The sequence below is a fragment of the Pseudoalteromonas phenolica genome (assembly GCF_005886345.1).
Lineage (GTDB): Bacteria > Pseudomonadota > Gammaproteobacteria > Enterobacterales > Alteromonadaceae > Pseudoalteromonas > Pseudoalteromonas phenolica_A.
The window spans coordinates 83,198-105,408 of record NZ_PNEC01000004.1; the positions used below are offsets into that span (position 1 = coordinate 83,198).

The following is a 22,211-nucleotide window of genomic DNA, read 5'->3' on the forward strand; positions in this document are numbered from 1 at the left end:
CAATGACTGTGGCTTTTTGTTTTTGTGTATTCATGGTTTACTAAGCGAAAATAATAATGTGGTTTTCTGATGTCTTATTTAGCCTTTGTAACCTGTTTATGGGCGTTTTCTTTTAGCTTAATTGGCGTGTATTTGGCAGGACAAGTCGATGCTTGGTTTAGCGCTTTTAGCCGAGTTGCACTGGCGACTTGCGTGTTTATCCCTTTTTTAATCCGCTCACATACTCCTAAAGATCTTATTCTTAAATTAATGGCCATCGGTGGTGTGCAGCTCGGTTTAATGTACGGGTTTTACTATCACTCGTTTTTGTTTTTGAGTGTGCCGGAGGTGTTACTGTTTACTGTGATGACGCCGGTTTATATCACTTTACTCAATGATGTGCTTGATAGGCAGTTTAACGGCAAATATCTACTGGTTGCGGTGATAGCCGTAATAGGTGCGGTTGCTATTCGTTATGAAAATCTTGATGGTGAGTTCTTATTTGGCTTGTTGCTTGTACAAGGCGCTAACCTTTGTTTCGCAACTGGGCAAGTGACTTATAAGCGTTTAATGCAAGACAGTGCACTCGATCATAAAACCGTGTTTGGCTGGTTTTTTGTCGGAGCATTAGTCGTATCTTTGCTGTTCTTTTTGTTGTTCGGCAATACAGACAAGCTACCAACGACTAGCACTCAGTGGGGCATATTAATTTACCTTGGTTTGGTGGCCTCTGGCTTTGGTTATTTTGCGTGGAATAAAGGTGCAACCTTAGTGGATGTAGGTGCACTTGCAGTGATGAATAACGTACTTATTCCCGCGGGTATACTGGTTAATTTGGTTATTTGGAACCGAGATGCCGATTTAATCAGGCTTGCGATAGGGGGAGGTATTATCCTTCTCGCACTTTGGATTAACCAAAAGTTTGTTACAGGTCGCTAGGCGCCCTGAGGTATATTGCGTAAAATTGCTGTTGACTTAGAGTCTATATATTTCTTGTTTTCTTCATTGCAATGGCTATTAAACAATGGTTAATTACAAGAACTAATGACTGTTATGTCTTAATAAAGCACGCTCGTATAAACTTGAATAATTTACAGTCAATAATAAATATAATTATGAGTGCATCAAAGCTAGAAATTGAAAAATTAGAAGTTAAATTAAATAAACAAAATGCTTTTCTGGCGGCGCTAGGTGGCGCGTTTTGGACTATGCCAATTTTATTTGCGTGGTTCTTTGTTTTTCAAAACTTCCCTAAATTTGCGCCTCTTATGTTGGTGCTATCAGGCATCTTGATTGGTATTGCCGTTCGATTACACGGCCGAGGTTATGCAAAACGATTTTCTGTAGTCGCTTTTACTCTGCATCTTTCTACTGTTTTAATTGCGGTTGATTTTGGCATTTTGCTTGAAGGAAAACTTTGGGCAATTATTTTATTTGGGTTGTACTTTATTGGGGCTTGGAGTGCGGTTTTCTTTGCCAAAACAAAAGTGCCGTTTGCAGAACACAGAGCTTACTTTGAATTAATGGAAAAGACTCAACATGTGAGTTTGAAAAAGTGGTGTAATCGTTGGTTTGTGGTTATGCCGAGCTTTTTGATTTCAATGCTGTCAATTCATGCAATGACTACCCTTATGTTAGTTTTTGTGATTGAAGGGCAAGCCTTACAAGCAGAAATAGTTCAAGCAAATAAGCAGAGAATAGCTCAGCAAAATAAAGAAATTGATGTGACTCCTCGTAACTTAAAAACACTTACAGTGAAACAGTCATTACTATATGCTCATGCATATTTTAATGGCCATAGATTCACTGAATCAGGCCGTTATGAACATGATTTTCCAACATCTGAATATAAATCGAAAACGATATTAAAGTATTTGGCACATCAGGAAAATAATTCAAGGGCGCTATTTGTCTTAGGAGTAGTAGACAAAAATAAAGTCATGATAGATAAAGCCGCTGAACTTGGTGATAGTTACGCTAAGCTATATTCAATTTTAGATTTTGGTTGTAATGGTGATCCGTTAAAGGTTATGCCATTGCTTAATGGTTTATATTCAGTGACAAAAGAGCAAGCGATTAAATCTGAGATCAATACCATTCATGGAGATGGCTTTTCATCAATTTGTGAGGAATTAAGCTCAGGTAGCTTTGAATATAGCTTTGTAAGAGATTACAAAGCAGTACTTTAAATTGTAAAAATGGCGCTATTAAGCGCCATTTTTCATTCTATTGATCAGTAAACCCCTCATTCAGCAGCATAAATATATGTGCAGCACTCCAAGAGAAGTTGGGTGCGCCTTGTTGCTCGCCGGTTTCAGGGTTGTAGTTCTCACGAATGGGGGCGTTTTCCATCAAGCCATCGGCATTGGTTAAAAAGCGTTTTACAAGTTGTTTAGCTTCTTGAACATAGCCATAGTGTTGTAACCCCTTTACGCCAAAATAAAATTGGTCGACCCATACGCGTCCTCGCCAGTAGATATTCGGGCCATATGCTGGATTATTTTTGGCGGCTGTACCGAGCGGTACTTTGCTGTAAAAGGTCTCTGGGTTCATCATGACATCGCGAACTAATTTCGCTTGCGTGGCTGTTGCTACTTGATTAAACAGTGGTGACCACCCCTCAGGGCCCATACCTCGTTCGACGATAGGCTTGCCAGCACAGCCATTCTTAAGTGGTGTGTTGTTAATGCGAATATCATAATAAAAGCCCGTATTGGTATCGAACATACAACGATTAATGTAACTTTTTACTTGTTTTGCATCAGCTTCAAACTGCTTGGCTTCGTCAGGTATGTTGAGGATGTTGGCGATTTTCGCCAAATACAGGGTATCGGTATAAAAATAACTGGCTTGATCTACCGACTCTTGCAGCAAAGAATAGCCAAATAACTTACCTGTGTTATCACGGTTTTGAGCAAAATCCACTTGCCAATCAGCGGCATCACCGCCTTGCTCTACATAATCTGCAAGCTGGGCTTTGCTGATAAAGCCAAAGGTGGCAGCATCATCCCGGCCTGATTCCCACGAGGCTGCGGTTTGTGCTGGGGCAAAAACTTGCTCACCCTGAGCTAATAGTTTGCGATATTGTGCAAGTCCGTATTTGGTGGTTTTTGTCTTGCCCTGCTGGTGAATAAATAACAATTCACCTTGCTCGTTATTGTGAGCTTTATCTAGGGTTGCACCATACTCAGGAATGCCATTTTGGTTATGGTCACGATTGCGCAGCCACCATGCACGATATGCTTTGAGCTTAGGATAAAGCGCTGCCAACCATGTTCTATCTTGGTCGCTCTCATAGGCTTTTAATACCGCCCAAGCGGCAAGACTAGGCTTGGTATTGCGCTCATTCCAATTACCACTGTCACCACTGCGCTCAGGGCTTAGGTTGTAGCCGATTAGGTCGAGTAAAAACCCCGCATCTTGTGGCCTGACTGTATCGCCACTTTGTATTTGTTGATTGAATACCGTATCAATATTGGCTTTGGCCAATTGAGGGTGAAAGTCACTGAGCGCATAGGCTTGCTTCCACGTATCCCAAGGCCAAGTTAAATTACCCGAAAACCATCTCGCGGTGACCGACGGGCTAACTGTGTCGGTGGTAATAGCACCTGCAGGACTGCGCCAATTGCCAATTAAGGTCTCAATTGATTTGGCCATCAAGCGCTGCTGAGCAGGGTGCTCTAGTTGTTGTAAAGGCTTACGATAATGCTGCCAGCGGGCTTTACTTGCCTGCATAAATTGCTGAGGCGCTTTAAGCATTGCTTGATGGCGCTGTTTAATCTCAGTGTGCTCTTGTGCGTTCAGAACATGGCTGAATAGGGTATAAAACGTAGTTGTGCCCTTGATATCCGCTTGGCTGCTGTAACCTTGCCCTTGAATGCGTGTGGTAGTTGTTAATGATTTGCTCATAACATAGGCCGAGCTGCCTGAGGTAAGTAAGCTATAAGGTGAACGCACTTGATTAAAATGTACGGTGATCCCCTGTGGCGTTGCTTTTAGGCTAGGCTGCAGTTGTTGGTGGGCTTGTTCAAGCGTACGCTTTTTATCAAATTGTGTAAGTAGCTCGCCGTCAAACTTTAAAGTTAGCGGGAAGTCGCTATCAACTTTTGTTTCAACCAGAGAAGTACGCGGGCCAACAAACATCAAAGTAAGGGTGACGGTTACGTCTTCTGCCTTAAGGTACTGAATAAGTTTGCCTGGCTCGCTCAACACCTTACCTGTAAGTGTCAGCTTTTTACCATTTTTATACACCTGTAAGCGATCAAAGCGCTTGGCGAGATACGTTAAATACTCTTCTTGAATGAGTGCATGGCCGGTAAAACCACCCAGCTCATCGGCGGAGCTTGGCAACAAGTGCCCGTGCCAAGCGCCAGCATCAAACAATGGGTTAAACGGGCTGTGACCAAATTTATCGGCGGGCTTCATCATGCTTGGCTCGCCAATTCGGGTTAGGGTGTTCTGCAAGTGCTCATAGCTCGCTTGGCTTTGTGTGCAAAAGAGAGCGCTAAGCAAGCCTATAAGCAGTGTATTTGCTGTTCTCAAAAAAGTGTTCTTCATGGTTTATTCACCGTAACTTACTTTAATTTCACGGGCTAATGCAGCGGTTTTTTTATCACCAGAAAGCGGCGCTAGGGTAAAACGATACTGCTGATTTTCAGCGGCAATGCGGTATTGCTTGTGAACAAGGCGACCCCAAGAAGTATCACCACCAACGCCCATTTGCTTATGATCAATATTCAGGGTGACAAGGTCACGCACTGGAACATCAATGGCGTGCTTGGTGGTCACAGGTACGAGTCCTGATGCCGATGCACTGGCATCACCTGAGTTAAAGTCGATATCGGCTTGCAGATAAGGCCATGCACTGGCATTTAATAATTTGTCGCCCACTGCAAGCAGGCCTTCGCCTTGCGCGTTTTGCAGTGCTATCCAGCGCACCTCGGTGCGGTTAGAATTCTCTTGCGGGCGAATGTAGTAATGGTGTTGCTCGGTCACAGGTGTGTTGAACACTGAAATTCGCGTTGAGGTTTTTCTGTCGGCGTAACTTTCGTGTGGGCCTCGACCTAACCAAGACATATTTTTATATTCACCAAAGGTACTTAACTGCATGCCAACACGTGGAATGTCGGGCAAGGTTTGGTTATCATCAAGGCTGAGCTGGTAATCAACCTGCACATAGCCTTGCGCTGTGATCTGATAATTCAGCACCAAACTTCCTGCAAAATCAGGTGATTGATAGCGCGCAGTTACGCCCGATGATTTGGCTTGTAAGGCGATGAGTTTGAGTCTGTCAGTTGCGCTTTGCCACATAGCCGCACGTACTTGCAGGTTATTACCTAAGTCATTGTCAGTTGGTGCACGCCAGAAGTTTGGTTTAAGAGGTCGGGTTAACATGGCTTGGTTATTAAAAGTAAGTTGTTGTAACCAGCCTGTGCGTTTATCAAAGCTAAGCTGAGTGCCAGCAGCGTTAGCGATTAGAGTATTTTTTTGATGTGTATAGCTTGGTTTAACTGATTCGATATCAGTTTGTGACGCTGATTTTTTCTTAGATACAGGCAGTTTGAATTGTTCAAAAGCAATTTCATGACCAAGTGGCAGTAGCGGCTCTTGTGCTCTGGCATGCATACTTAGGGTGACATAGTATTCTTTGTCGCTGTAAGCAGGAAGACCTTGAATATCAAAATTCAGTATGGCGGTTTTGCTCGGCTGCACGCTTGGCATGGCACTATGCCCTTGTTTTATGACTGCTCCGTCCGCTTCAATTTTCCAGCGTAGGTCATACTTTTTTAAGTCCGTGAATAAGAATTTATTTTGAACAGTCACTTGTCCTTTAAGCAGATTATGCGCAGTAAATTTAACCGGTTGATAAACCTTTTTTACCTCAAATGCGTGCGGGTGAGGGTTACGGTTTGGATCCATCAGGCCGTTATTTAAAAAGTTGCCGTCGGTTGGCAGAGTCGGGTGGAAGTCTTTGCCATAAGCAAAGTATGTTTCCCCAAATTCATTGCGGTACTCTAGTGATTGATCAACCCAGTCCCATATAAAGCCTCCTTGCAGCACCTCGTACTTTTCAATGGCATCCCAATAGTCTTGTAAGTTACCCACAGAATTGCCCATGGCATGGGCGTATTCAATCATGATAGCGGGTCTATCTGGATTATTGCTGGCGTAGTTAACCAGTTTTTCGATTGACGGATACATAGGCGCAAAGATATCTGTGTAATGCTCAAGTTCGGCTGGCTCGTATTGCACCACGCGCAGATCATCATTGTCTTTTAACCATTGATAGGTGTTGGCAAATACCTCGCCGTGGCCAGCTTCGTTGCCTAACGACCAAATGATGATAGAAGGGTGGTTTTTATCACGCTCAAACATACGTTGAGTACGGTCAAGGTGTGCAGGTAACCAACTCATTTCATTACCTAGTTGGGTTTTCTCGTCAATAGCAAGCGGGTGCGATTCTATGTTTGCTTCATCGATCACATATAAGCCATACTTGTCGGTTAAATCATACCAGTATGGGTGATTGGGGTAGTGGCTAGAGCGCACAGCATTGATATTAAACTGCTTCATCAGTTTGATATCTTGCTCCATTGATGCTTTGTCGACGACATGGCCGCGGGTTGGCGAGGTTTCATGGCGGTCAACGCCGCGAATAATAATCGGCTTACCATTGATAGTCAGTTGTTTATTTACAATCTCAATGTGCCTAAAGCCAATTTCATCACGCACCACTTCGAGTAATTCACCTTGCTGATTGTATAGGCTCATCACTAGGGTGTAGAGGTTTGGGGTTTCTGCCGACCAAAGTTGTGGATGTGCTATTTGCTCTGAAAAGCTGATTTGTTGTGTGCCTTTGGCTTTTGCCGTGAATTTTTTTGTGCCTTTGGCGACAACTGCATGGTTTGCTTTAGGGTCGAGTAGCTCAAATTTTGCAGTAAGCTGAGCGTTATTTTTTTGATAGTTTTTAACGTCTAATTCAAGCTCTAATGTACCTTTATCAAAGCGTTTGTTTAAACGTGGTTTGGCATGGAAATCAAAAATATGCTGTTTTGGCGTGGCGTATAAATAGACGTCGCGCTCAATACCCGAAATTCTCAGCATATCTTGGCTCTCTAGATAACTGGCGTCACTCCAACGGCGTAACCTGAGCGCGAGTAAGTTGTCGCCTTGTTGCACAAACTCGGTAATATCAAACTCAGCAGGGGTTTTAGCGCCTTGGCTAAAGCCGACCTTTTCACCATTTAGCCAAACATCGAGCGATGATTTTGCAGCGCCTATATGTAAAAACACTTGTTTATTTTGCCACGACTCTGGCAAGGTAAATGGCTTTCGATACGAGCCAGTTGGGTTGTACTCAAGCGGGACATCAGGCCATTTCGTGGTGAACGGAAAGCGCTCATCTAAGTAAATAGGGTAGCCATAGCCCTCGACCTCCCAGTTGCCCGGCACGGGGATCTGACCCCAGCTAGAATCATCAAAATTAGGCTGTTCAAACCCTTTAGGTGGATTAATCGCAGAGCGTTGCCAGTGAAATTGCCACATGCCATTAAGTGGCAAATAGTTATCGCTTTGAGCTGGATCATCTTGCATGACGCCCGCTAAGCTTTGATAGCTAAACCCAGAGGCACGCGGTGCTTGTTTATTGATGGCAAACACTTGATGGTCTTGCCATGGTGCTTTGGCGAAAACGCTCTGACATAGCAGTGTAGTGAGCATGCTCAGGCTAAATATTACAAAAGGTTTATTTTTCATTGTTGTCATCTTAGCTGTGTTGTTTATTTTTAAAATTGCGCTTTAAATACAATATACAATTGTTTTTTATAGTTCTTCCCAAAGGCTTTATGTTGCTCTGTTTTTGCTAGCTAGCCTTTAGCTTAAACCTTAATTTTGCCGCTCAACTTGATTTTTATTTAGGCTCTGTTTTGCAGCCGCTGTTGGCGTGAATGCAGTTGATTGTCGCTCGACTAATGTTGGCTGATAGCTATGCGAATGTGCTGTTTTATCTATCTGAGTATGCTTATTAATGGCCAATAGTGCAGCATGTTTGGCGATGGCTTCGACAGGATAATGCAAGGTGGTGAGTTTTGGTCTGCTGTAATGAGCAAGGTAAATGTCATCAAAGCCAATCACCGAAATATCGTCTGGCACTTTAAAGCCCGCTTCTTCTAACGCTGAAATTGCACCAATTGCCATGGCATCGTTGTAGGCGAAAAGTGCCGTAAAAATTTGCTGATTTTTGAGTAAGGTATTTACTGCCAGCTCGCCACCGAGCTGATCTGGTGTGCCATAAGTAACTTGCTCTTCAATTAATGCAAGTGCTTGCTTACCTAAAGCCGTTTTGAACCCCGACAGCCTGTGTTTGGGATCTTCAATCGGCAGCTCACTCATAATGCTCGCAAAACGGCTGTGGCCTAAGGCGAGTAGGTGCTCAGCGGCCAATTGGCCACCAAGTTCATCATCTAGGTAAATACAGTTTTCGGCTATTTCCGGAATATTTCGTGCCACCACGACCACGTTTGAATAGCGTTGTACGATATCGATTAATACGCTGTTGGCTAAATGCGTACAGTACAAAATAATGCCATCACAACGGCGTTGTAATAATGAGTCAATGGCTTGTTGTTCTGAATCGCTACTGTTTTGGGCGGTGCATAAAAGTACTTGGCTTTGATGCTGACGGGCTATGCTATCAACGCCTTTTGCTAAGCAAGCAAAAAATGGGTCGCTGATGTCGGGCACCACTAAGCCGAGTGTGGCAGTCTTTTGTGTGGAGAGAGCACGCGCATTGACGTTTACCTGATAACCTAAGGTTTTCATCACCGCGAGTACATGCTCGCGGGTTTTATCTCTTACTTTGTCATCTTGGTTTATCACGCGAGACACGGTGGCAATAGATACCTTGGCTTCTCGGGCAACGTCTTTAATGGTGGCCATGTTTTCGCTTAAAAAAGGCTTAATTCTGAGCGATGGTAGCAGAGTGATTTTTTTATGTAAATTTACTTGCTAAAAAAAATGTAACCGTTTACATTTTTTTGTATACATTATCCTTTTGTGGTTTAAGCATGACATTTGATGCAACAGAGCACCCCCATAGGCGGTTAAATCCGCTCACCAATGAGTGGGTGTTGGTATCGCCCCATAGAGCCAAACGGCCATGGCAGGGGCAAACAGAAAAACAGTCAGTATTAGCAACTGCGTTGTATGATGAAAGTTGTTATTTGTGTGCTGGTAATACACGTATTAATGGGGAGCAAAACCCTAATTACAGCCATACCTTTGTATTTAACAATGATTTTGCGGCACTACAAAGTGAACTGCCAGTTCATCACTGCGACGACCCATTATTTACCATTCGGTCTGAGCAAGGTGAAAGCCGTGTTATTTGTTTTTCACCAGATCACAGCAAGACATTGGCGCAGCTTTCGGTTGAGCAAATTCATAAAGTGGTGCAAACCTGGCAGTCGCAATATAGCGAACTCGGTGGCACCTACCAGTGGGTGCAGGTGTTTGAAAACAAAGGTGCGATGATGGGATGCTCAAACCCGCACCCTCACGGACAAGTTTGGGCGCAGCAGTCTTTACCGACCTTGGTTGAAAAAAAGCAGCAAGCGCAAACTCAGTATTTTACAGAGCGAGGCGGGAATTTACTCGCAGATTATGTGGCCAGAGAAATTCAGCAACAAACACGAATTGTCGCTATTAATGATGATTGGCTGGTGGTGGTGCCATTTTGGGCGGCATGGCCGTTTGAAACCCTATTGTTACCGCGCTTTTCGGTTCGGCGTATGACGCAACTTACTAAGTCGCAAGGACTGAGTCTAGCGGCTATTTTGTCTGAATTGACCATTAAATATGACAACTTGTTTGAATGCGCGTTCGCTTACTCAATGGGCTGGCATGGTGCGCCATTTGATGGACAAGAGCATCCTGAGTGGACATTACACGCGAGCTTTTTTCCGCCTTTGCTTCGCTCAGCCAGTGTTCGCAAGTTTATGGTGGGCTATGAAATGTTAGCAGAGCCACAGCGAGATTTAACCCCAGAGCAAGCCGCTGAACGATTACGTTCTCAGCCTTTAACGCATTACAGCGAGAAATAATAATGTGCCGTACTGAAATGATTAAACAGGTTTTTGCCAAGCAGTTTGGCTATCAAGCCGAGCAAGTAATCCACGCGCCTGGGCGAGTGAATTTAATAGGTGACCACACCGATTACAATTTGGGATTTGTGCTGCCCGCAGCAATTAACTTTGGCACTGATGTAGCCATCGCAAAGCGCGATGACAGCACAATGCAAGTATTAGCGCATGATCTAGATAATCAAATATGCGAGTTCGAGCTAACAGAACTTTTATTCAATCCTGATTTGATGTGGGTGAATTATGTCACTGGGGTGGTGTATGTCCTGCAAAAAGCCGGTTTTGTACTGCAAGGCACTGACATCGTTATCTCAGGTAACGTGCCTCAAGGTGCGGGGTTGAGTTCATCTGCTAGTTTGCAAGTCGCTTTGATCAAAGCGTTTTCGGATTTATTTAAGTTGCAGATTGATGGCTTTACAGCGGCCAAGCTCGCGCAACAAGCCGAGAATGAATTTGTAGGCTGCAATTGCGGGGTTATGGATCAGAGTATTTCGGCAATGGGGGCGAGCAATCATGCCATGTTACTCGATTGCCAAGATTTAACTTTTCAAGACGCCCCCATTCCAGAAAACTTAGCCATTGTGATTGTCAATTCAAACGTTAAACGCGGCCTCGTCGAGAGTGAATATAACCAAAGACGCGAGCAATGCGAGCAAGTGGCCAAACACTTTAATGTTTTAGTACTTCGAGCGGTGACTTTGGCTGAATTAGAGTCAGAGCAGGCAAACTTGAGTGAGCTGGACTATAAAAGAGCAAGGCATGTGATCACCGAAAATCAGCGAACTTTAGATGCATTTGCAGCACTAAAAGAAAATAATGTCAGTCAATTAGGTCGTTTGATGAATGCATCACATGACTCATTAAAGGATGACTTTTCTACCAGTACAGCTGAAATGGATTGTTTAGTCTCGCTAATACAATCGCAAATTGCTGAGCAAGGTGGCGCGCGAATGACTGGCGGGGGTTTTGGTGGTTGCGTGGTAGCCGTGATGCCAAAAGCTTTGGTCGAAGCAGTAACTCAGAATGTTAAAGCCGAGTACCAAAAACAGACCGGATTAAGGGCTGACGTGTATGTGTGCGAAGCCGTGCAGGGGGCTTTTAGAGCTTAGTCAATATAACCCAAGTAATTAGAAAAAGAATAACGAGGAACATCATGAATATCAGTTTACACAGCACAGATATTTCTGTTTTTAGTGCTTATGTACTCGGCTTGCTGGCGATTGCATTATGGATCTCCCGCAGTGAGAAAAAAGAAGGTGCCAATACCGAAGATTATTTTTTAGCTTCTAAAGCATTACCTTGGTGGGCGATAGGTGCATCACTGATTGCGTCGAATATTTCGGCAGAGCAGATCATTGGTATGTCCGGCTCAGGGTATGCCATGGGGTTGGCGATTGCGTCGTACGAATGGATGGCGGCTATTACCCTAATTTTAGTCGGTAAATACATGCTGCCGATATTTTTAAAACAGCAAATTTATACCATGCCACAGTACTTAGCGCAGCGTTACGATGACCGAGTAAAAACTACCATGGCGGTGTTTTGGTTGGCCGTCTACGTATTTGTGAATTTAACTGCAGTGCTTTGGCTCGGTGGCCTTGCTATTGAAACTGTCGCTGGGGTTGATGCCTTGTATGGCATGATGTTTTTAGTGGTGTTTTCGGTGGCGTACTCACTTTATGGCGGCTTAAAAGCCGTGGCATTTACCGATATTCTGCAAGTCACCCTACTGGTATTTGGTGGCTTGTTCTTAAGTTATTTAGCGCTGGATGCAGTATCTGACGGACAAGGCGTGTTAGCTGGCTTGGGTGTGCTAACCGAGCAAGTACCGACGCATTTTGATATGATCTTATCACCAGAAAACGAACACTATATGAGCTTACCTGGGCTGTCGGTATTAATTGGTGGAATGTGGGTCATGAACTTTAGTTACTGGGGTTTTAATCAATACATTATTCAAAGAGCTCTGGCTGCGAAAGATTTAAATGAAGCACAAAAAGGCATTGCCTTTGCGGCGTACTTAAAATTATTGATGCCATTGATTGTGGTGCTGCCAGGCATTGCTGCTGTGGTGTTATACCCAGACTTAACAGCGCCAGATAAAGCGTATCCTTCAATGATGTCGCTTATGCCTGTGGGTATTAAAGGGTTAGTCTTTGCTGCGTTAGTGGCGGCGATTGTGTCGTCTTTAGCCTCAATGACCAACAGTATCTCAACTATTTTTACCATGGATATTTATAAAAAGCTTTATGCTGACAAAAGCCAATCTCACTACGTAAATATTGGGCGTATCACGGCTTTGTTGGCTTTGGTAGTTGCACTTTTAGTCGCGAAGCCTTTACTTGGCCAATTTGAGCAGGCTTTTCAGTACATTCAGGAATTCACCGGGTTCTTTACTCCGGGTATTGTGGTGATTTTCGTGATGGGGATGTTTTACAAGGGTACAACTGCCAATGGTGCGTTAGCTGCGGCGTTCGGCTCTGCGCTGTTTTCATTAAGTTTGAAGTTTGCCTTGCCAAGCTTGCCCTTTATGGACCGAGTGGGGTTAGTGTTTGTGCTCTGTTTATTGCTATGTTTTTTGGTCTCAAAACTGTTTAAGGCGCATGAGCGTGACTCTCAAGATAGATCAGAGTGTGTGCAACTAGGTGATGTTAATTTCGCAACTACAACTGGCTTCAATGTGGCCGCGTTAGGGGTGGTGGTGATCTTAATCGCACTTTATACCACTTGGTGGTAACCGTTATTTCTTTTATAAACAGCAGGTACTTCACAGTTCATTGAATTACCTGCTGTTTTTTATATACGTTAACTCATGAAGCAAACTCTAATTACCCTCAAAAATAACAATGGCATGCAGGTTGTGGTGTCTGACTTTGGCGCACGCTTGTGTTCTATTATTTTTTCGACCTGTCATGGGCCCAAAGAAATGCTCATGCGCTATCAAGATGAAGCTCAGATTTTTGAAGATCCTTTTTATGTGGGCGCTATTTGCGGACGAGTTGCAAACCGGATTGGTCGAGGTCGTTTTAGCTATGATGGGCAAACCTATCAATATTCTCAAAATGAGGGTGAGCATTGTCTACATGGCGGAGAGCAAAGTATTGATAAACGGTTTTGGCAGATCACTGAGCAGTTGCCATCATCAGTGACGCTGACACTTAGCTCACCGGATGGCGATAATGGCTTTGCCGGCAATGTGAATATTCAAGTCACCTATCGCCTTTTTGAAGACAACAAACTCGAAATTGAAATTTGTGCAAATACTGATAAAGCCACACCGCTCAATTTAACGAATCATGCTTATTTTAACCTGGCGGAGCACTCAGCTTTAGATCTAGAGCTGTGTATTGATGCTGAATCAGTGTTAGAAAAAGATGCTGGTAATATTCCAACCGGAAAATTGATTAAAGTCGATGAAAGCAAATTAGCGACCTCAAAATTTGATTTTCGCGAGCCCAAATCGTTGCAGCAGGCTGGCGACCTAGATCATTATTTTGTGTTTCACAAAGCGCCTCAAGGTATGAGATTAGTGGCACAACTGGTATCAAAAAATAATGGCGTGCGAATGAGTGTTTTTAGCGACCAAAATGGTTTGCAATGCTATATAGGTGGATTTCTATCAGCCCCATTTTCGCCGTACTCGGGCATGTGTTTAGAGCTACATAATTACCCTGATGCATTAAATCATGAGCAGTTTGATAGCATTCTAGTTCAGCCTGAACAGCAATATAAAAATACTATGATATTGAGTTTTACTGAGCTTGATTGACCTTTATACCGAGTATCAATTTTCGATTTAAAATTATTAAATCTTCAAATTGATGCCTTTGTTAAAAGCCAATCAATAGTAATATTCTGAAGCTAATATATGCAGTTTAAGACTTATAGCAGTTAGCCAAAAGTTGCTGCCAGAATGCTTCGCCTTTGCGTCGAGCGAAACGGATATTGTTTTCAGGAATGCTTTCTGGGTCGTCGTAATTTGCCAGTGCTTCGGCCATGCTTTCCTCACGAATAAGGTGCAGTGTTGGGTAAGGCGCACGATTGGTGTAATTGGCAGCATCGCCCGGTTCGCTGTCGGCAAACTCATAGTCTGGGTGGAAGTGAGCGATTTGATATTTACCTTCATAGCCTTGTGCAGCTAAAAGTGCGTTAGCAAGGTCGACTAAGTCTAAGTAACTATCAAAATCTTTAAACCCTTCAGCAAAAATAAGCAGGGTAGTTTCTACTTCTGGATGCGCGTCTAAATGTGCCAGTTGTTCAAGCATGGTCATCACCGCGTCTTCGTGTTTTTCGTCTTCTGAGACAATATAGGCGATGGTATTTGCTTCGACTTCTTTGCGAGCAAACGGACAAAAGTTGAATTTTACAATGACGCTTTTAACCCAATTTTGCATGGCTTGGGTAATTAAGGTGTGTTCAATTGTCATAAAATATTGCTCGATAAATTAAGAAAGATGTGTGCTGATTAAGTTAACGGTTTTGGCTATCGCCCCCTGATTTTTTTGCAAGCAGGCAAGGGCGTTCGTTCCGAGTTCTGCACAATCACTTGGGTTGTTGAAAAGTCTATTTATTTGCTCCGCCAATTCGTTACTAGAATGTACGGTAATACAGCCTTGGTGCGCCCCTAAATCAGGGTAAATATGGGCAAAATTATAGACATGGGGACCAGTCAAAGTGCCTACTGAAAATGCTGCAGCCTCTAATGGGTTGTGACCGCCGCGTTTAATTAAACTGCCGCCAATGTAGGCAATGTTAGCACTGCCAAACAAGTATTTAAGTTCGCCTAAAGTATCAGCCAATAGAGCTTGGCTGTTCGGGTTAAACTCTCCTGAGCGCTTAGAAAACGACAAGTTCGAGTCTTTGAGAAGCTCTGCAACTTTGGCAAATTGCTCAGGGTGTCGAGGTGCAATAATCAGTAGCGCATCAGGATGGGTTTCAAGCACTTGCTGGTGGGCCGCCAGAACTTGTTCATGTTCACCAGGGTGGGTCGAACCGGCAACCCAAATTTTGCTGCGATTGAAGCATTCTTTGAATTCAGAGACAGTCGCTTTGGCCTCTTCATCGACGTTAATGTCGAATTTAATTGAGCCAGTTACTGTGACTTTTTCTTTATTAAGCCCTAGCTGTAAGAAGCGTTTAGCATCTTCTTCGTTGTGACTCGCTAAAGTAGTTATGTGGCTCATGATGTCATTGGCAAGCGGCAGCACTTTTTGGTAGCCCTGTAGAGACTTTTCTGACAGGCGAGCATTAACAACATTGACAGAGATATTTTTCGCATGGGCCGCGGCAAATAAATTTGGCCAAAGCTCAGTTTCGAGTACTACAAGCTGCACGGGCGTTAATGTCTTAATAAAGCGTTTACTGGCACTCCAAAAATCGATAGGCAAATAGCAAAGCGGTGTATTGGGCAGGCTATTTTTAATTTGTGAACGGCCTGTAGGAGTATTGCAGGTAACGATAATCGCTTGCTTTGGGTTTTCAGCTTTGAACGCTTTAATGAGTGGTGTAGCAGCCAGTACTTCGCCGACAGAAGCACAATGAAACACTATCGCTTTCTGAGGCAATTTTTTTAAACCAAGCGCAAATCGCTCGATAAAAAATTCACGGTAGCCCGCATTTTTTTTGCCACGAATTACATAAAGGTAAAACACAATGAGGGGGCTGAGTGCGTATAAAAACAACGAATATAAAAAGCGCGCCATAACCAACCGTTATTATTGAAGTAAGTAAACAACTGGCATTTTAACCCGCTCAATCGCTTATGAAAACGAATTAACAAATTTAAACAGTTTAGGGTCGTGCTCCTGTTTATTGAATTTGTTACTATGGCAAGTTCATTAGAGAAGAATTGAATTATGAAGTTAAAGCTATTTTCAACCTTATTTGCTGCGGCTTTGGGTATCGCAGGTCAAGCGATGGCTGCACCGACTGCGTATTTACCTTTAGGTAAGCACCCAGTATTAGAACATCAAATTGATAGAATGTTTGCCATCTCAACAGGCACGCCAATGGCGAAGCCGTATCGCATTTATGATGTGCAAATTGCCCTTAGGCAAATAAAACAATCAAATCCAGGCCTGCACGCACAGATTTTATCTGGTATTCAGCCTTATATGAGCCGAGATGCAGTCACGCGCATGGGCGTTAAACTTAGAGCCGATTCTGGCGCTGAAGTAAAACTGGCCAACGACCGTAGCAACAGCTCAAGTGAGTATGCGGAAGTGTCTTTCGATGGTATTTGGCGCGGTGGTGAACACAGTTTAATGCAACTAGGCGCCGAGTATCGTGTTGAGCAAGGCAAGCTAGTCGCCTATAACAGCTTCTATGCGTTAGGTGGTGATAATTTACAGCTGAATTTAGGTTACAAAGAGCATTGGTTCTCGCCGTTTAAAACGTTTGCGCAAGTTTACTCTAACAACGCTCAAGCGCCTTTATCTGTTTCTCTGGGTTTAAACGCGCCGTTAAAAAATTGGTGGAACTTCGATTTTGAGCTTTTCTATTCAAAATTAGAGCATGTTGAAAAGGGCATTTTGTATCAAGATACTTTGCACAGCGGTACGCCAAAACTTGCCGGTACGCATTTATCGATTGAGCCAATTAATGGCTGGAAAATTGGCGTAAACCGCATGATGCAGTTCGGTGGCGGCCCTAGAAAAGTATCAATGAAAGATGTGTTTAAAGCGTATTTTGATCCTGCGGGAAATGATAACTCGGGTTTAGTTGGCGGGCCGGATAATGAATTGGGTGATCAGTGGGCGACAATTACAAGTTCGATTAGAACAAATTGGATCCTTCCCGTTGAGTGGTACCTTGAAACTGGTGGCGAGGATACAAGAGATCATAAAAACTACCAATTCGGAAATGTTGCAAACAGTTTTGGTGTCTTTCTACCACATTTAACAGATCGTATGACCTTTCGATACGAACATACCAATATGCATGGCGAGTGGTATATAAATTGGATTTATCCAAAACAAGGCAATACAATCGATGGCTTTGTAATAGGGAATTTTGCTGCAGATAGAAGAACATTCTCTGACATTGTACCTAGTAAAATAGATACATTACTGATTTCTTACCTGGATACGAAGAATGCACTATGGACTGCTCAATTTATGAAAGTTCAGAACCGTAGTGGGTACGTAAATGATAATGGACTTAAAAGTGGTCAATATCATACAGCAAAAGAGCTTAAACTTGGTTATGACCGAGCCTATGGCGATAAGCGCCTAGAAACCACACTCACTTTAGGTAAAGACGTATTTGGTGAAAACTATACTTGGTTAGCAGTCAATGTATACTGGTAGACCAGTAGTAGGACAATAGATTTTTGACAACAGCGGGAAAAGTAGGAACGCACATGTCGCAAGATATTAAAAAAGACAACATGCTTGAAAACAGTTTTTTAGCAAGCCTTGAGCGCCACAGAGCGCTGTTTGCAACAGTAGATAAATACCAAAGTGAAGCGATGCAACTTTTAACTGCTTGTCAAAAAGCGCTTAAGTCAGGTGGTAAAGTAATTTGGTGTGGTAATGGCGGTAGCGCGGCGGATGCACAGCATTTAGCGGCTGAATTTGTTGTGCGTTATAAATTAGAGCGTGGCCCTTTAGCGTCAATTGCCTTAACCACAGATACCTCTATTTTGACGGCACACTCAAACGACTATCACTTCGATACGGTTTTTGAACGCCAGATCCAAGCATTGTGTAAGCCTGAAGACGTGGTGATTGGTTTAACGACTTCGGGTACAAGTCCAAACATTAATTTAGCACTTCAAGCGGCAAATGAGATTGGCGCATACACGGTAGCGCTAACAGGTCGTGAAGGTGGCTTAGTAAAAGATATTGCTAACCTACCAATTATAATTGCCAATGGTGAAACAGCGCGTATTCAAGAAGCACATATGTTTATCGGTCACTGGCTATGTGAAGCCATTGATCTAGCGATTGAGAAAGGCGAATAATGGATTTAAGTTATTTTCAAAAGTTATCACAAGCTAAAATTCTGGTCGTTGGTGATGTGATGCTCGATAGATACTGGCATGGCGACACTGGCCGTATTTCACCAGAAGCACCTGTACCCGTTGTTAAAGTCAGCAAGCTTGAAGATAAGGCCGGTGGTGCAGCCAACGTTGCCAAAAACATCGCGTACTTAGATGGTCAAGTTAGCCTATTAGGTATTATTGGTAATGATGATAACGGGAGCTCACTACAAGAACTGTTAAAAAGCGAGAAAATTAACTCTCAGCTTATTACCCAAGATGATGCACCGACCATTGCTAAAATGCGTGTGATCAGTCGTCATCAGCAAGTTGTGCGTCTTGATCTAGAAGAAACCTTCCTTGAGGCACATTCAGAGCTATTGTTGCACAAGCTCACTAAGATTGTTGATGATTATGATGTGGTACTTTTCTCAGACTACAATAAGGGGTCATTGGCTAGAATCAGCGAGATGATCCAAGTGGCAAAAGCGGCTGGTAAAACTGTTTTGGTCGACCCTAAATCTAAACAACTTGCCGATTATCGTGGTGCAGATTTTATTACTCCGAATCTTAATGAGTACTCTGCAGCGGGTGGAATTAAAGGCGATGAGCAAGTACTTGCTGATTGTGCACGTAAAATTATTGATAATTGCGGCATTGGTGCCATGCTACTGACTCGTTCTGAGCAGGGCATGTCTTTGATCACACCAAGTGAGAAACATGATTTTGCAGCGCAAGTGTTGGAAGTCTCTGATGTAACTGGTGCAGGCGATACGGTAATTGCTACACTAGCTGTAATGCTTGGTACTGGTATGCCAGCCAAACAAGCGGTGGAAATTGCAAATGTTGCTGCGGGATTAGTAGTTGCAAAGTTGGGTGCTGCAACAGTATCACCTGAAGAGCTATCAGCAAAATTGACGCAATATCTCCGTGAAACCGGTGAGCAATATCAAGCACCGACGCAAGAAATCTTGCACCATATAGAGCTTGCTCGACAGCGTGGCGAGAAAATTGTCTTCACTAATGGCTGTTTTGATATTTTACATGCTGGCCATGTACGTTATTTGGCGCAGGCTAAAGCGCGAGGTGACAAGCTGGTTGTCGGTTTAAATAACGATGCTTCAATCAGTCGTTTGAAAGGCCCTGAACGCCCAATTAATCCATTAGATGAACGTGCGACAGTGATTGGTGCTCTTGCGTCAGTTGATTGGGTGATCCCATTCGGTGCGGTAGAAGAAAACGACACGCCAGCTAAGCTTATCGAGCAAGTAAAACCTGACGTATTAGTCAAAGGCGGTGATTACAAAGTTGAGGAAATCGCCGGTGCTGATTTTGTCCTAGCAAATAGCGGCACTGTTGAAGTGCTAGAGTTTGTAAATGGCTGCTCAACTTCGAATGTTATTAAGAAAATTCAAAGTAATTAATTTAACTACAGTTTTTATTAAAAACCCAAACTTGTGTTTGGGTTTTTCGTTTTTTATTTAGGAGTTTTAGCTAGATTGTAAGAAATGAACGATATAGCTCATAAAAATTATCCCACTTGCTTTCTTGCCAATAAAACTCCGTATTTCGATTTAATTCTTTTATAAAAGAGCGTTTTAAACGCGCCATATTATTTTCAACCGTTTGTTGAGAAGGCTTGCGGAGTTCGCCTCTATCAAAGTCGATTAGAAAAACCTTGCTATGCTCGTCAAACAAGATGTTATTGATATTTAAGTCAGCGTGAAACACGCCCGCATTGTGAAAGCGTGCTAGGGTTTCTGCGGTTGCTTGCCACTCACTCTCAGTGAGAGTGGCTTGTTTTAGTTTGTCGAGTATACTTTGAGCACTAGTAACGGCTTCGGTGATCAGATCGCCACGGTAGATAAGCCCGCTGCGCTGAACTTTTGCAGCAATCGGTTTGGATACCGGCAAGCCTAACTCTTCTAGTTGTGTCAGAAGTTGAAACTCTTGAAAGGTACGGGTGTTTTCTAATCGGCTAAATAGATATTGATCTGATAAAATCTTACCCACTAAGCCCCCACGCCAATAGTGGCGCAACACACCGATTTGCTCACCTAAGTTTAAAAAGTAAGTTTTAGCGCGGCCTTTTTTTTCACCCACGACTTTGTTTTGCTGTTGCCAATAGCTAGGTTCGAACCAGTTTTCTTCAACGGGTAAGGCTGAGTTATCGGGCAATAGAATATGTGTTTTGGCAGAGGGATGAATGACGCGCATAGAATTCTAAATCAGTTTTTTGCTAAGTATATACTTAAAAGGGATCGGGATTCGAGATGTGTAGGCGTTTGCTTTAACAAGTTGGGCTAGATAATAAATTAAGTTAAACTGCTGGCAACTATTTTTACAAGCATAAGAGACTGTTGTGGTTTTATCTTCAACTCCTAAAGATATTTGTATTTTACGTTTGTCGGCGATTGGTGATGTATGTCATGCCGTGTCGGCCGTACAGGCTATTCAGCGTCATTACCCTGAGGCGAAAATCACTTGGGTGGTGGGCAAAATTGAAGCCATGTTATTACAAGGTATGCCAGGAGTTGATTTTGTTATTTTCGATAAAAAACAAGGTAAAGCGGCATTTAAACAGTTAAAAGAGACCTTTAAAGGGCGTCAATTCGATGTGCTACTGCACATGCAAGTAGCGCTTCGAGCCAACCTTGCGGCTCGTTGTATTCCTGCCAAAGTAAAAGTAGGTTTTGATTGGCACCGTGCCAAAGAAGGGCACTTCTTATTTACCAATAAACGCATTGCAGCTGAAAAATCAGCGCACGTACTCGAGGGTTTTCGAGGGTTTACTAAAGCCATTGGTGTGCCACATTACGAGCCAACTTGGCAAATGCCAGTAAGTGATGACGATAAGCAAGTAGCCGCTGAGTTACTATCTGGGCTTGAAAATGTTTTAGTTATCTCTCCTGCAGCGAGTAAAAATGAGCGTAATTGGTTGCCAGAGCGCTATGCCGAAACTGCCAAATATGCAAAGCAGAAAGGTTTTAATGTGGTGATCACCGGTGGTCCGACAGATATGGAGCGCCAACTGGCAACAGACATTATCTCTTACTTAGATTTTGAAGTATTGAACTTGGTTGGCAAAACCACGTTGAAACAACTTGTATGTGTATTAGAGCAAGCTAAATTGGTCATTGCTCCTGATACTGGTCCTGCGCACATGGCGGTTACCATGGGCACGCCTGTGATTGGTTTATATGCTCATTCAAATCCTGCACGCACAGGCCCTTATCTTTATCAAGACTATGTGGTTGAGGTATATCATAAAAACCTTCAAGCACAGTTTAAGAAAAGTGCCGAACAATTACCTTGGGGTACGCGAGTTAAAGGCAAAACCTTGATGTCGCAAATTAGCGTGGCAGACGTACAAGCTATGTTCGACCGAGTTTGCAAAGAGCAAAACCTTATTTAACAGTCTTTTATTCTTAAAACTAAACGAATTAGTAATTATCATGACAACGAAACAGAAAGCCGTTTTCCTCGATAGAGATGGGGTGATCAATCACGATCACGCTTATGTGCATAAAATTGAAGACTTTGAATTTATCGATGGGGTATTCGACGCTTGTCGTGATTTTATCGCTAAGGGTTATATTTTAATTGTGGTGACCAATCAATCGGGCATTGGCCGCGGTTATTATGATGAAGCACAATTTAATCAGCTGACCGAGTGGATGAAAGTACAATTTGCACAGCAGCAATGCCCAATAACTGAGGTGTATTTTTGTCCGCACCATCCTAAAAAAGCGCTACCTGAATATTTGCAAGACTGCGACTGTCGTAAGCCAAACCCGGGTATGTTGCAGCAAGGCATTGATGCATTTGATATTGATGTGTCACAAAGCGTCATGATCGGCGATAAAGTATCAGATATTCAGGCTGCGCGCGCAGCCGGCGTGAAAACGGCTATTTTAGTCAATTCAGGACAAGCTTTTTCAGAACAAGATGCAGCAGAAGCAGATCAAGTTTGTGTTTCTATTAAAGAAACGGTTGCATTTGTCTCATAAACGTTTACATTCGCCTCAATTTTTGAACAATGGCTCCGTGCATTTATAGTGCGTAGCCCTTACAATACGCCTGTTTAAAATTATTGCGATAGTTAGGCGCAA

Annotated in this window: 17 protein-coding genes; 11 read left to right on the forward strand and 6 right to left on the reverse strand. The window is 43.2% G+C overall.

Annotated features, from left to right (window positions below; all coding sequences use genetic code 11):
* Positions 1-69 precede the first annotated feature (69 nt).
* Positions 70-918 carry a carboxylate/amino acid/amine transporter gene (locus CWB72_RS02505; RefSeq protein ID WP_138629024.1) on the forward strand — a complete coding sequence of 283 codons (849 nt, stop codon included), beginning with the start codon at positions 70-72 and terminating at the stop codon, positions 916-918.
* Between the two features lie 176 nt (positions 919-1,094).
* Positions 1,095-2,168 carry a hypothetical protein gene (locus tag CWB72_RS02510; protein WP_138629026.1) on the forward strand — a complete coding sequence of 358 codons (1,074 nt, stop codon included), beginning with the start codon at positions 1,095-1,097 and terminating at the stop codon, positions 2,166-2,168.
* A gap of 37 nt (positions 2,169-2,205) precedes the next feature.
* Here the strand turns inward: CWB72_RS02510 and ygjK are convergent, their stop codons facing one another.
* The 3 genes from ygjK to CWB72_RS02525 all read right to left on the reverse strand — a co-directional run bounded on the left by ygjK (position 2,206) and on the right by CWB72_RS02525 (position 8,916).
* A complete protein-coding gene (gene ygjK / locus CWB72_RS02515) occupies positions 2,206-4,536 on the reverse strand; it encodes an alpha-glucosidase (RefSeq protein ID WP_138629028.1) in 2,331 nt (776 codons plus the stop codon).
* Positions 4,537-4,539: 3 nt separating this feature from the next.
* A complete protein-coding gene (locus CWB72_RS02520; protein ID WP_138629030.1) occupies positions 4,540-7,734 on the reverse strand; it encodes a glycoside hydrolase family 2 TIM barrel-domain containing protein in 3,195 nt (1,064 codons plus the stop codon).
* A gap of 129 nt (positions 7,735-7,863) precedes the next feature.
* Positions 7,864-8,916: a LacI family DNA-binding transcriptional regulator gene (locus CWB72_RS02525; RefSeq protein ID WP_138629031.1), complete on the reverse strand. Its 1,053-nt coding sequence runs from the start codon at positions 8,914-8,916 to the stop codon at positions 7,864-7,866.
* 128 nt (positions 8,917-9,044) lie between these two features.
* Between CWB72_RS02525 and CWB72_RS02530 the strand changes: the two genes are divergently transcribed.
* The 4 genes from CWB72_RS02530 to CWB72_RS02545 all read left to right on the forward strand — a co-directional run bounded on the left by CWB72_RS02530 (position 9,045) and on the right by CWB72_RS02545 (position 13,887).
* Positions 9,045-10,079: a UDP-glucose--hexose-1-phosphate uridylyltransferase gene (locus tag CWB72_RS02530; RefSeq protein ID WP_138629033.1), complete on the forward strand. Its 1,035-nt coding sequence runs from the start codon at positions 9,045-9,047 to the stop codon at positions 10,077-10,079.
* A gap of 17 nt (positions 10,080-10,096) precedes the next feature.
* Positions 10,097-11,227: a galactokinase gene (galK, locus tag CWB72_RS02535; protein WP_252371476.1), complete on the forward strand. Its 1,131-nt coding sequence runs from the start codon at positions 10,097-10,099 to the stop codon at positions 11,225-11,227.
* A gap of 44 nt (positions 11,228-11,271) precedes the next feature.
* A complete protein-coding gene (locus tag CWB72_RS02540; protein WP_138629037.1) occupies positions 11,272-12,855 on the forward strand; it encodes a sodium/sugar symporter in 1,584 nt (527 codons plus the stop codon).
* Between the two features lie 75 nt (positions 12,856-12,930).
* Positions 12,931-13,887: an aldose epimerase family protein gene (locus CWB72_RS02545; protein WP_138629039.1), complete on the forward strand. Its 957-nt coding sequence runs from the start codon at positions 12,931-12,933 to the stop codon at positions 13,885-13,887.
* A gap of 106 nt (positions 13,888-13,993) precedes the next feature.
* Here CWB72_RS02545 and CWB72_RS02550 read toward each other — a convergent pair whose 3' ends face one another.
* Positions 13,994-14,545, reverse strand: a complete 552-nt coding sequence (locus tag CWB72_RS02550; RefSeq protein WP_436409840.1) for a DUF1415 domain-containing protein — start codon at positions 14,543-14,545, stop codon at positions 13,994-13,996.
* A gap of 18 nt (positions 14,546-14,563) precedes the next feature.
* Entirely contained in the window at positions 14,564-15,820 is a 1,257-nt protein-coding gene (gene waaA / locus CWB72_RS02555; RefSeq protein WP_138629041.1) for a lipid IV(A) 3-deoxy-D-manno-octulosonic acid transferase, read from the reverse strand.
* Positions 15,821-15,973: 153 nt separating this feature from the next.
* On the opposite strand from waaA, the gene CWB72_RS02560 reads away from it, so the two are divergent.
* The 3 genes from CWB72_RS02560 to hldE are packed head-to-tail and all read left to right on the forward strand — an operon-like array spanning position 15,974 to position 19,523.
* Positions 15,974-17,425 (forward strand): capsule assembly Wzi family protein, encoded by a 1,452-nt coding sequence (locus CWB72_RS02560; protein WP_138629043.1) that lies wholly within the window; start codon positions 15,974-15,976, stop codon positions 17,423-17,425.
* Positions 17,426-17,478: 53 nt separating this feature from the next.
* Positions 17,479-18,081: a D-sedoheptulose-7-phosphate isomerase gene (locus CWB72_RS02565; protein ID WP_252371477.1), complete on the forward strand. Its 603-nt coding sequence runs from the start codon at positions 17,479-17,481 to the stop codon at positions 18,079-18,081.
* Positions 18,081-19,523, forward strand: coding sequence for a bifunctional D-glycero-beta-D-manno-heptose-7-phosphate kinase/D-glycero-beta-D-manno-heptose 1-phosphate adenylyltransferase HldE (gene hldE, locus CWB72_RS02570; RefSeq protein ID WP_138629045.1), 1,443 nt, complete (start codon positions 18,081-18,083; stop codon positions 19,521-19,523). The genes CWB72_RS02565 and hldE overlap by 1 nt, the downstream gene beginning before the upstream one ends.
* Positions 19,524-19,593: 70 nt before the next feature.
* Here the strand turns inward: hldE and CWB72_RS02575 are convergent, their stop codons facing one another.
* Positions 19,594-20,316, reverse strand: coding sequence for a 3-deoxy-D-manno-octulosonic acid kinase (locus CWB72_RS02575; RefSeq protein ID WP_138629047.1), 723 nt, complete (start codon positions 20,314-20,316; stop codon positions 19,594-19,596).
* Positions 20,317-20,461: 145 nt separating this feature from the next.
* Here CWB72_RS02575 and CWB72_RS02580 point away from each other — a divergent pair, with 145 nt between their 5' ends.
* Together CWB72_RS02580 and gmhB are read left to right on the forward strand one after the other, a co-directional pair.
* Entirely contained in the window at positions 20,462-21,514 is a 1,053-nt protein-coding gene (locus tag CWB72_RS02580) for a glycosyltransferase family 9 protein (protein ID WP_138629049.1), read from the forward strand.
* Positions 21,515-21,554: 40 nt separating this feature from the next.
* Positions 21,555-22,109, forward strand: a complete 555-nt coding sequence (gmhB, locus tag CWB72_RS02585) for a D-glycero-beta-D-manno-heptose 1,7-bisphosphate 7-phosphatase (protein WP_138629051.1) — start codon at positions 21,555-21,557, stop codon at positions 22,107-22,109.
* Positions 22,110-22,211: the final 102 nt, after the last annotated feature.

What these genes read in the sequence shown, in the direction of transcription:
- CWB72_RS02505 (WP_138629024.1), top strand. Translation starts at nt 70, where the DNA reads ATGTCTTATTTAGCCTTTGTAACCTGTTTATGGGCGTTTTCTTTTAGC.
- CWB72_RS02510 (WP_138629026.1), top strand. Translation starts at nt 1,095, where the DNA reads ATGAGTGCATCAAAGCTAGAAATTGAAAAATTAGAAGTTAAATTAAAT.
- ygjK (WP_138629028.1), bottom strand. Translation starts at nt 4,536, where the DNA reads ATGAAGAACACTTTTTTGAGAACAGCAAATACACTGCTTATAGGCTTG.
- CWB72_RS02520 (WP_138629030.1), bottom strand. Translation starts at nt 7,734, where the DNA reads ATGAAAAATAAACCTTTTGTAATATTTAGCCTGAGCATGCTCACTACA.
- CWB72_RS02525 (WP_138629031.1), bottom strand. Translation starts at nt 8,916, where the DNA reads ATGGCCACCATTAAAGACGTTGCCCGAGAAGCCAAGGTATCTATTGCC.
- CWB72_RS02530 (WP_138629033.1), top strand. Translation starts at nt 9,045, where the DNA reads ATGACATTTGATGCAACAGAGCACCCCCATAGGCGGTTAAATCCGCTC.
- galK (WP_252371476.1), top strand. Translation starts at nt 10,097, where the DNA reads ATGATTAAACAGGTTTTTGCCAAGCAGTTTGGCTATCAAGCCGAGCAA.
- CWB72_RS02540 (WP_138629037.1), top strand. Translation starts at nt 11,272, where the DNA reads ATGAATATCAGTTTACACAGCACAGATATTTCTGTTTTTAGTGCTTAT.
- CWB72_RS02545 (WP_138629039.1), top strand. Translation starts at nt 12,931, where the DNA reads ATGAAGCAAACTCTAATTACCCTCAAAAATAACAATGGCATGCAGGTT.
- CWB72_RS02550 (WP_436409840.1), bottom strand. Translation starts at nt 14,545, where the DNA reads ATGACAATTGAACACACCTTAATTACCCAAGCCATGCAAAATTGGGTT.
- waaA (WP_138629041.1), bottom strand. Translation starts at nt 15,820, where the DNA reads ATGGCGCGCTTTTTATATTCGTTGTTTTTATACGCACTCAGCCCCCTC.
- CWB72_RS02560 (WP_138629043.1), top strand. Translation starts at nt 15,974, where the DNA reads ATGAAGTTAAAGCTATTTTCAACCTTATTTGCTGCGGCTTTGGGTATC.
- CWB72_RS02565 (WP_252371477.1), top strand. Translation starts at nt 17,479, where the DNA reads ATGTCGCAAGATATTAAAAAAGACAACATGCTTGAAAACAGTTTTTTA.
- hldE (WP_138629045.1), top strand. Translation starts at nt 18,081, where the DNA reads ATGGATTTAAGTTATTTTCAAAAGTTATCACAAGCTAAAATTCTGGTC.
- CWB72_RS02575 (WP_138629047.1), bottom strand. Translation starts at nt 20,316, where the DNA reads ATGCGCGTCATTCATCCCTCTGCCAAAACACATATTCTATTGCCCGAT.
- gmhB (WP_138629051.1), top strand. Translation starts at nt 21,555, where the DNA reads ATGACAACGAAACAGAAAGCCGTTTTCCTCGATAGAGATGGGGTGATC.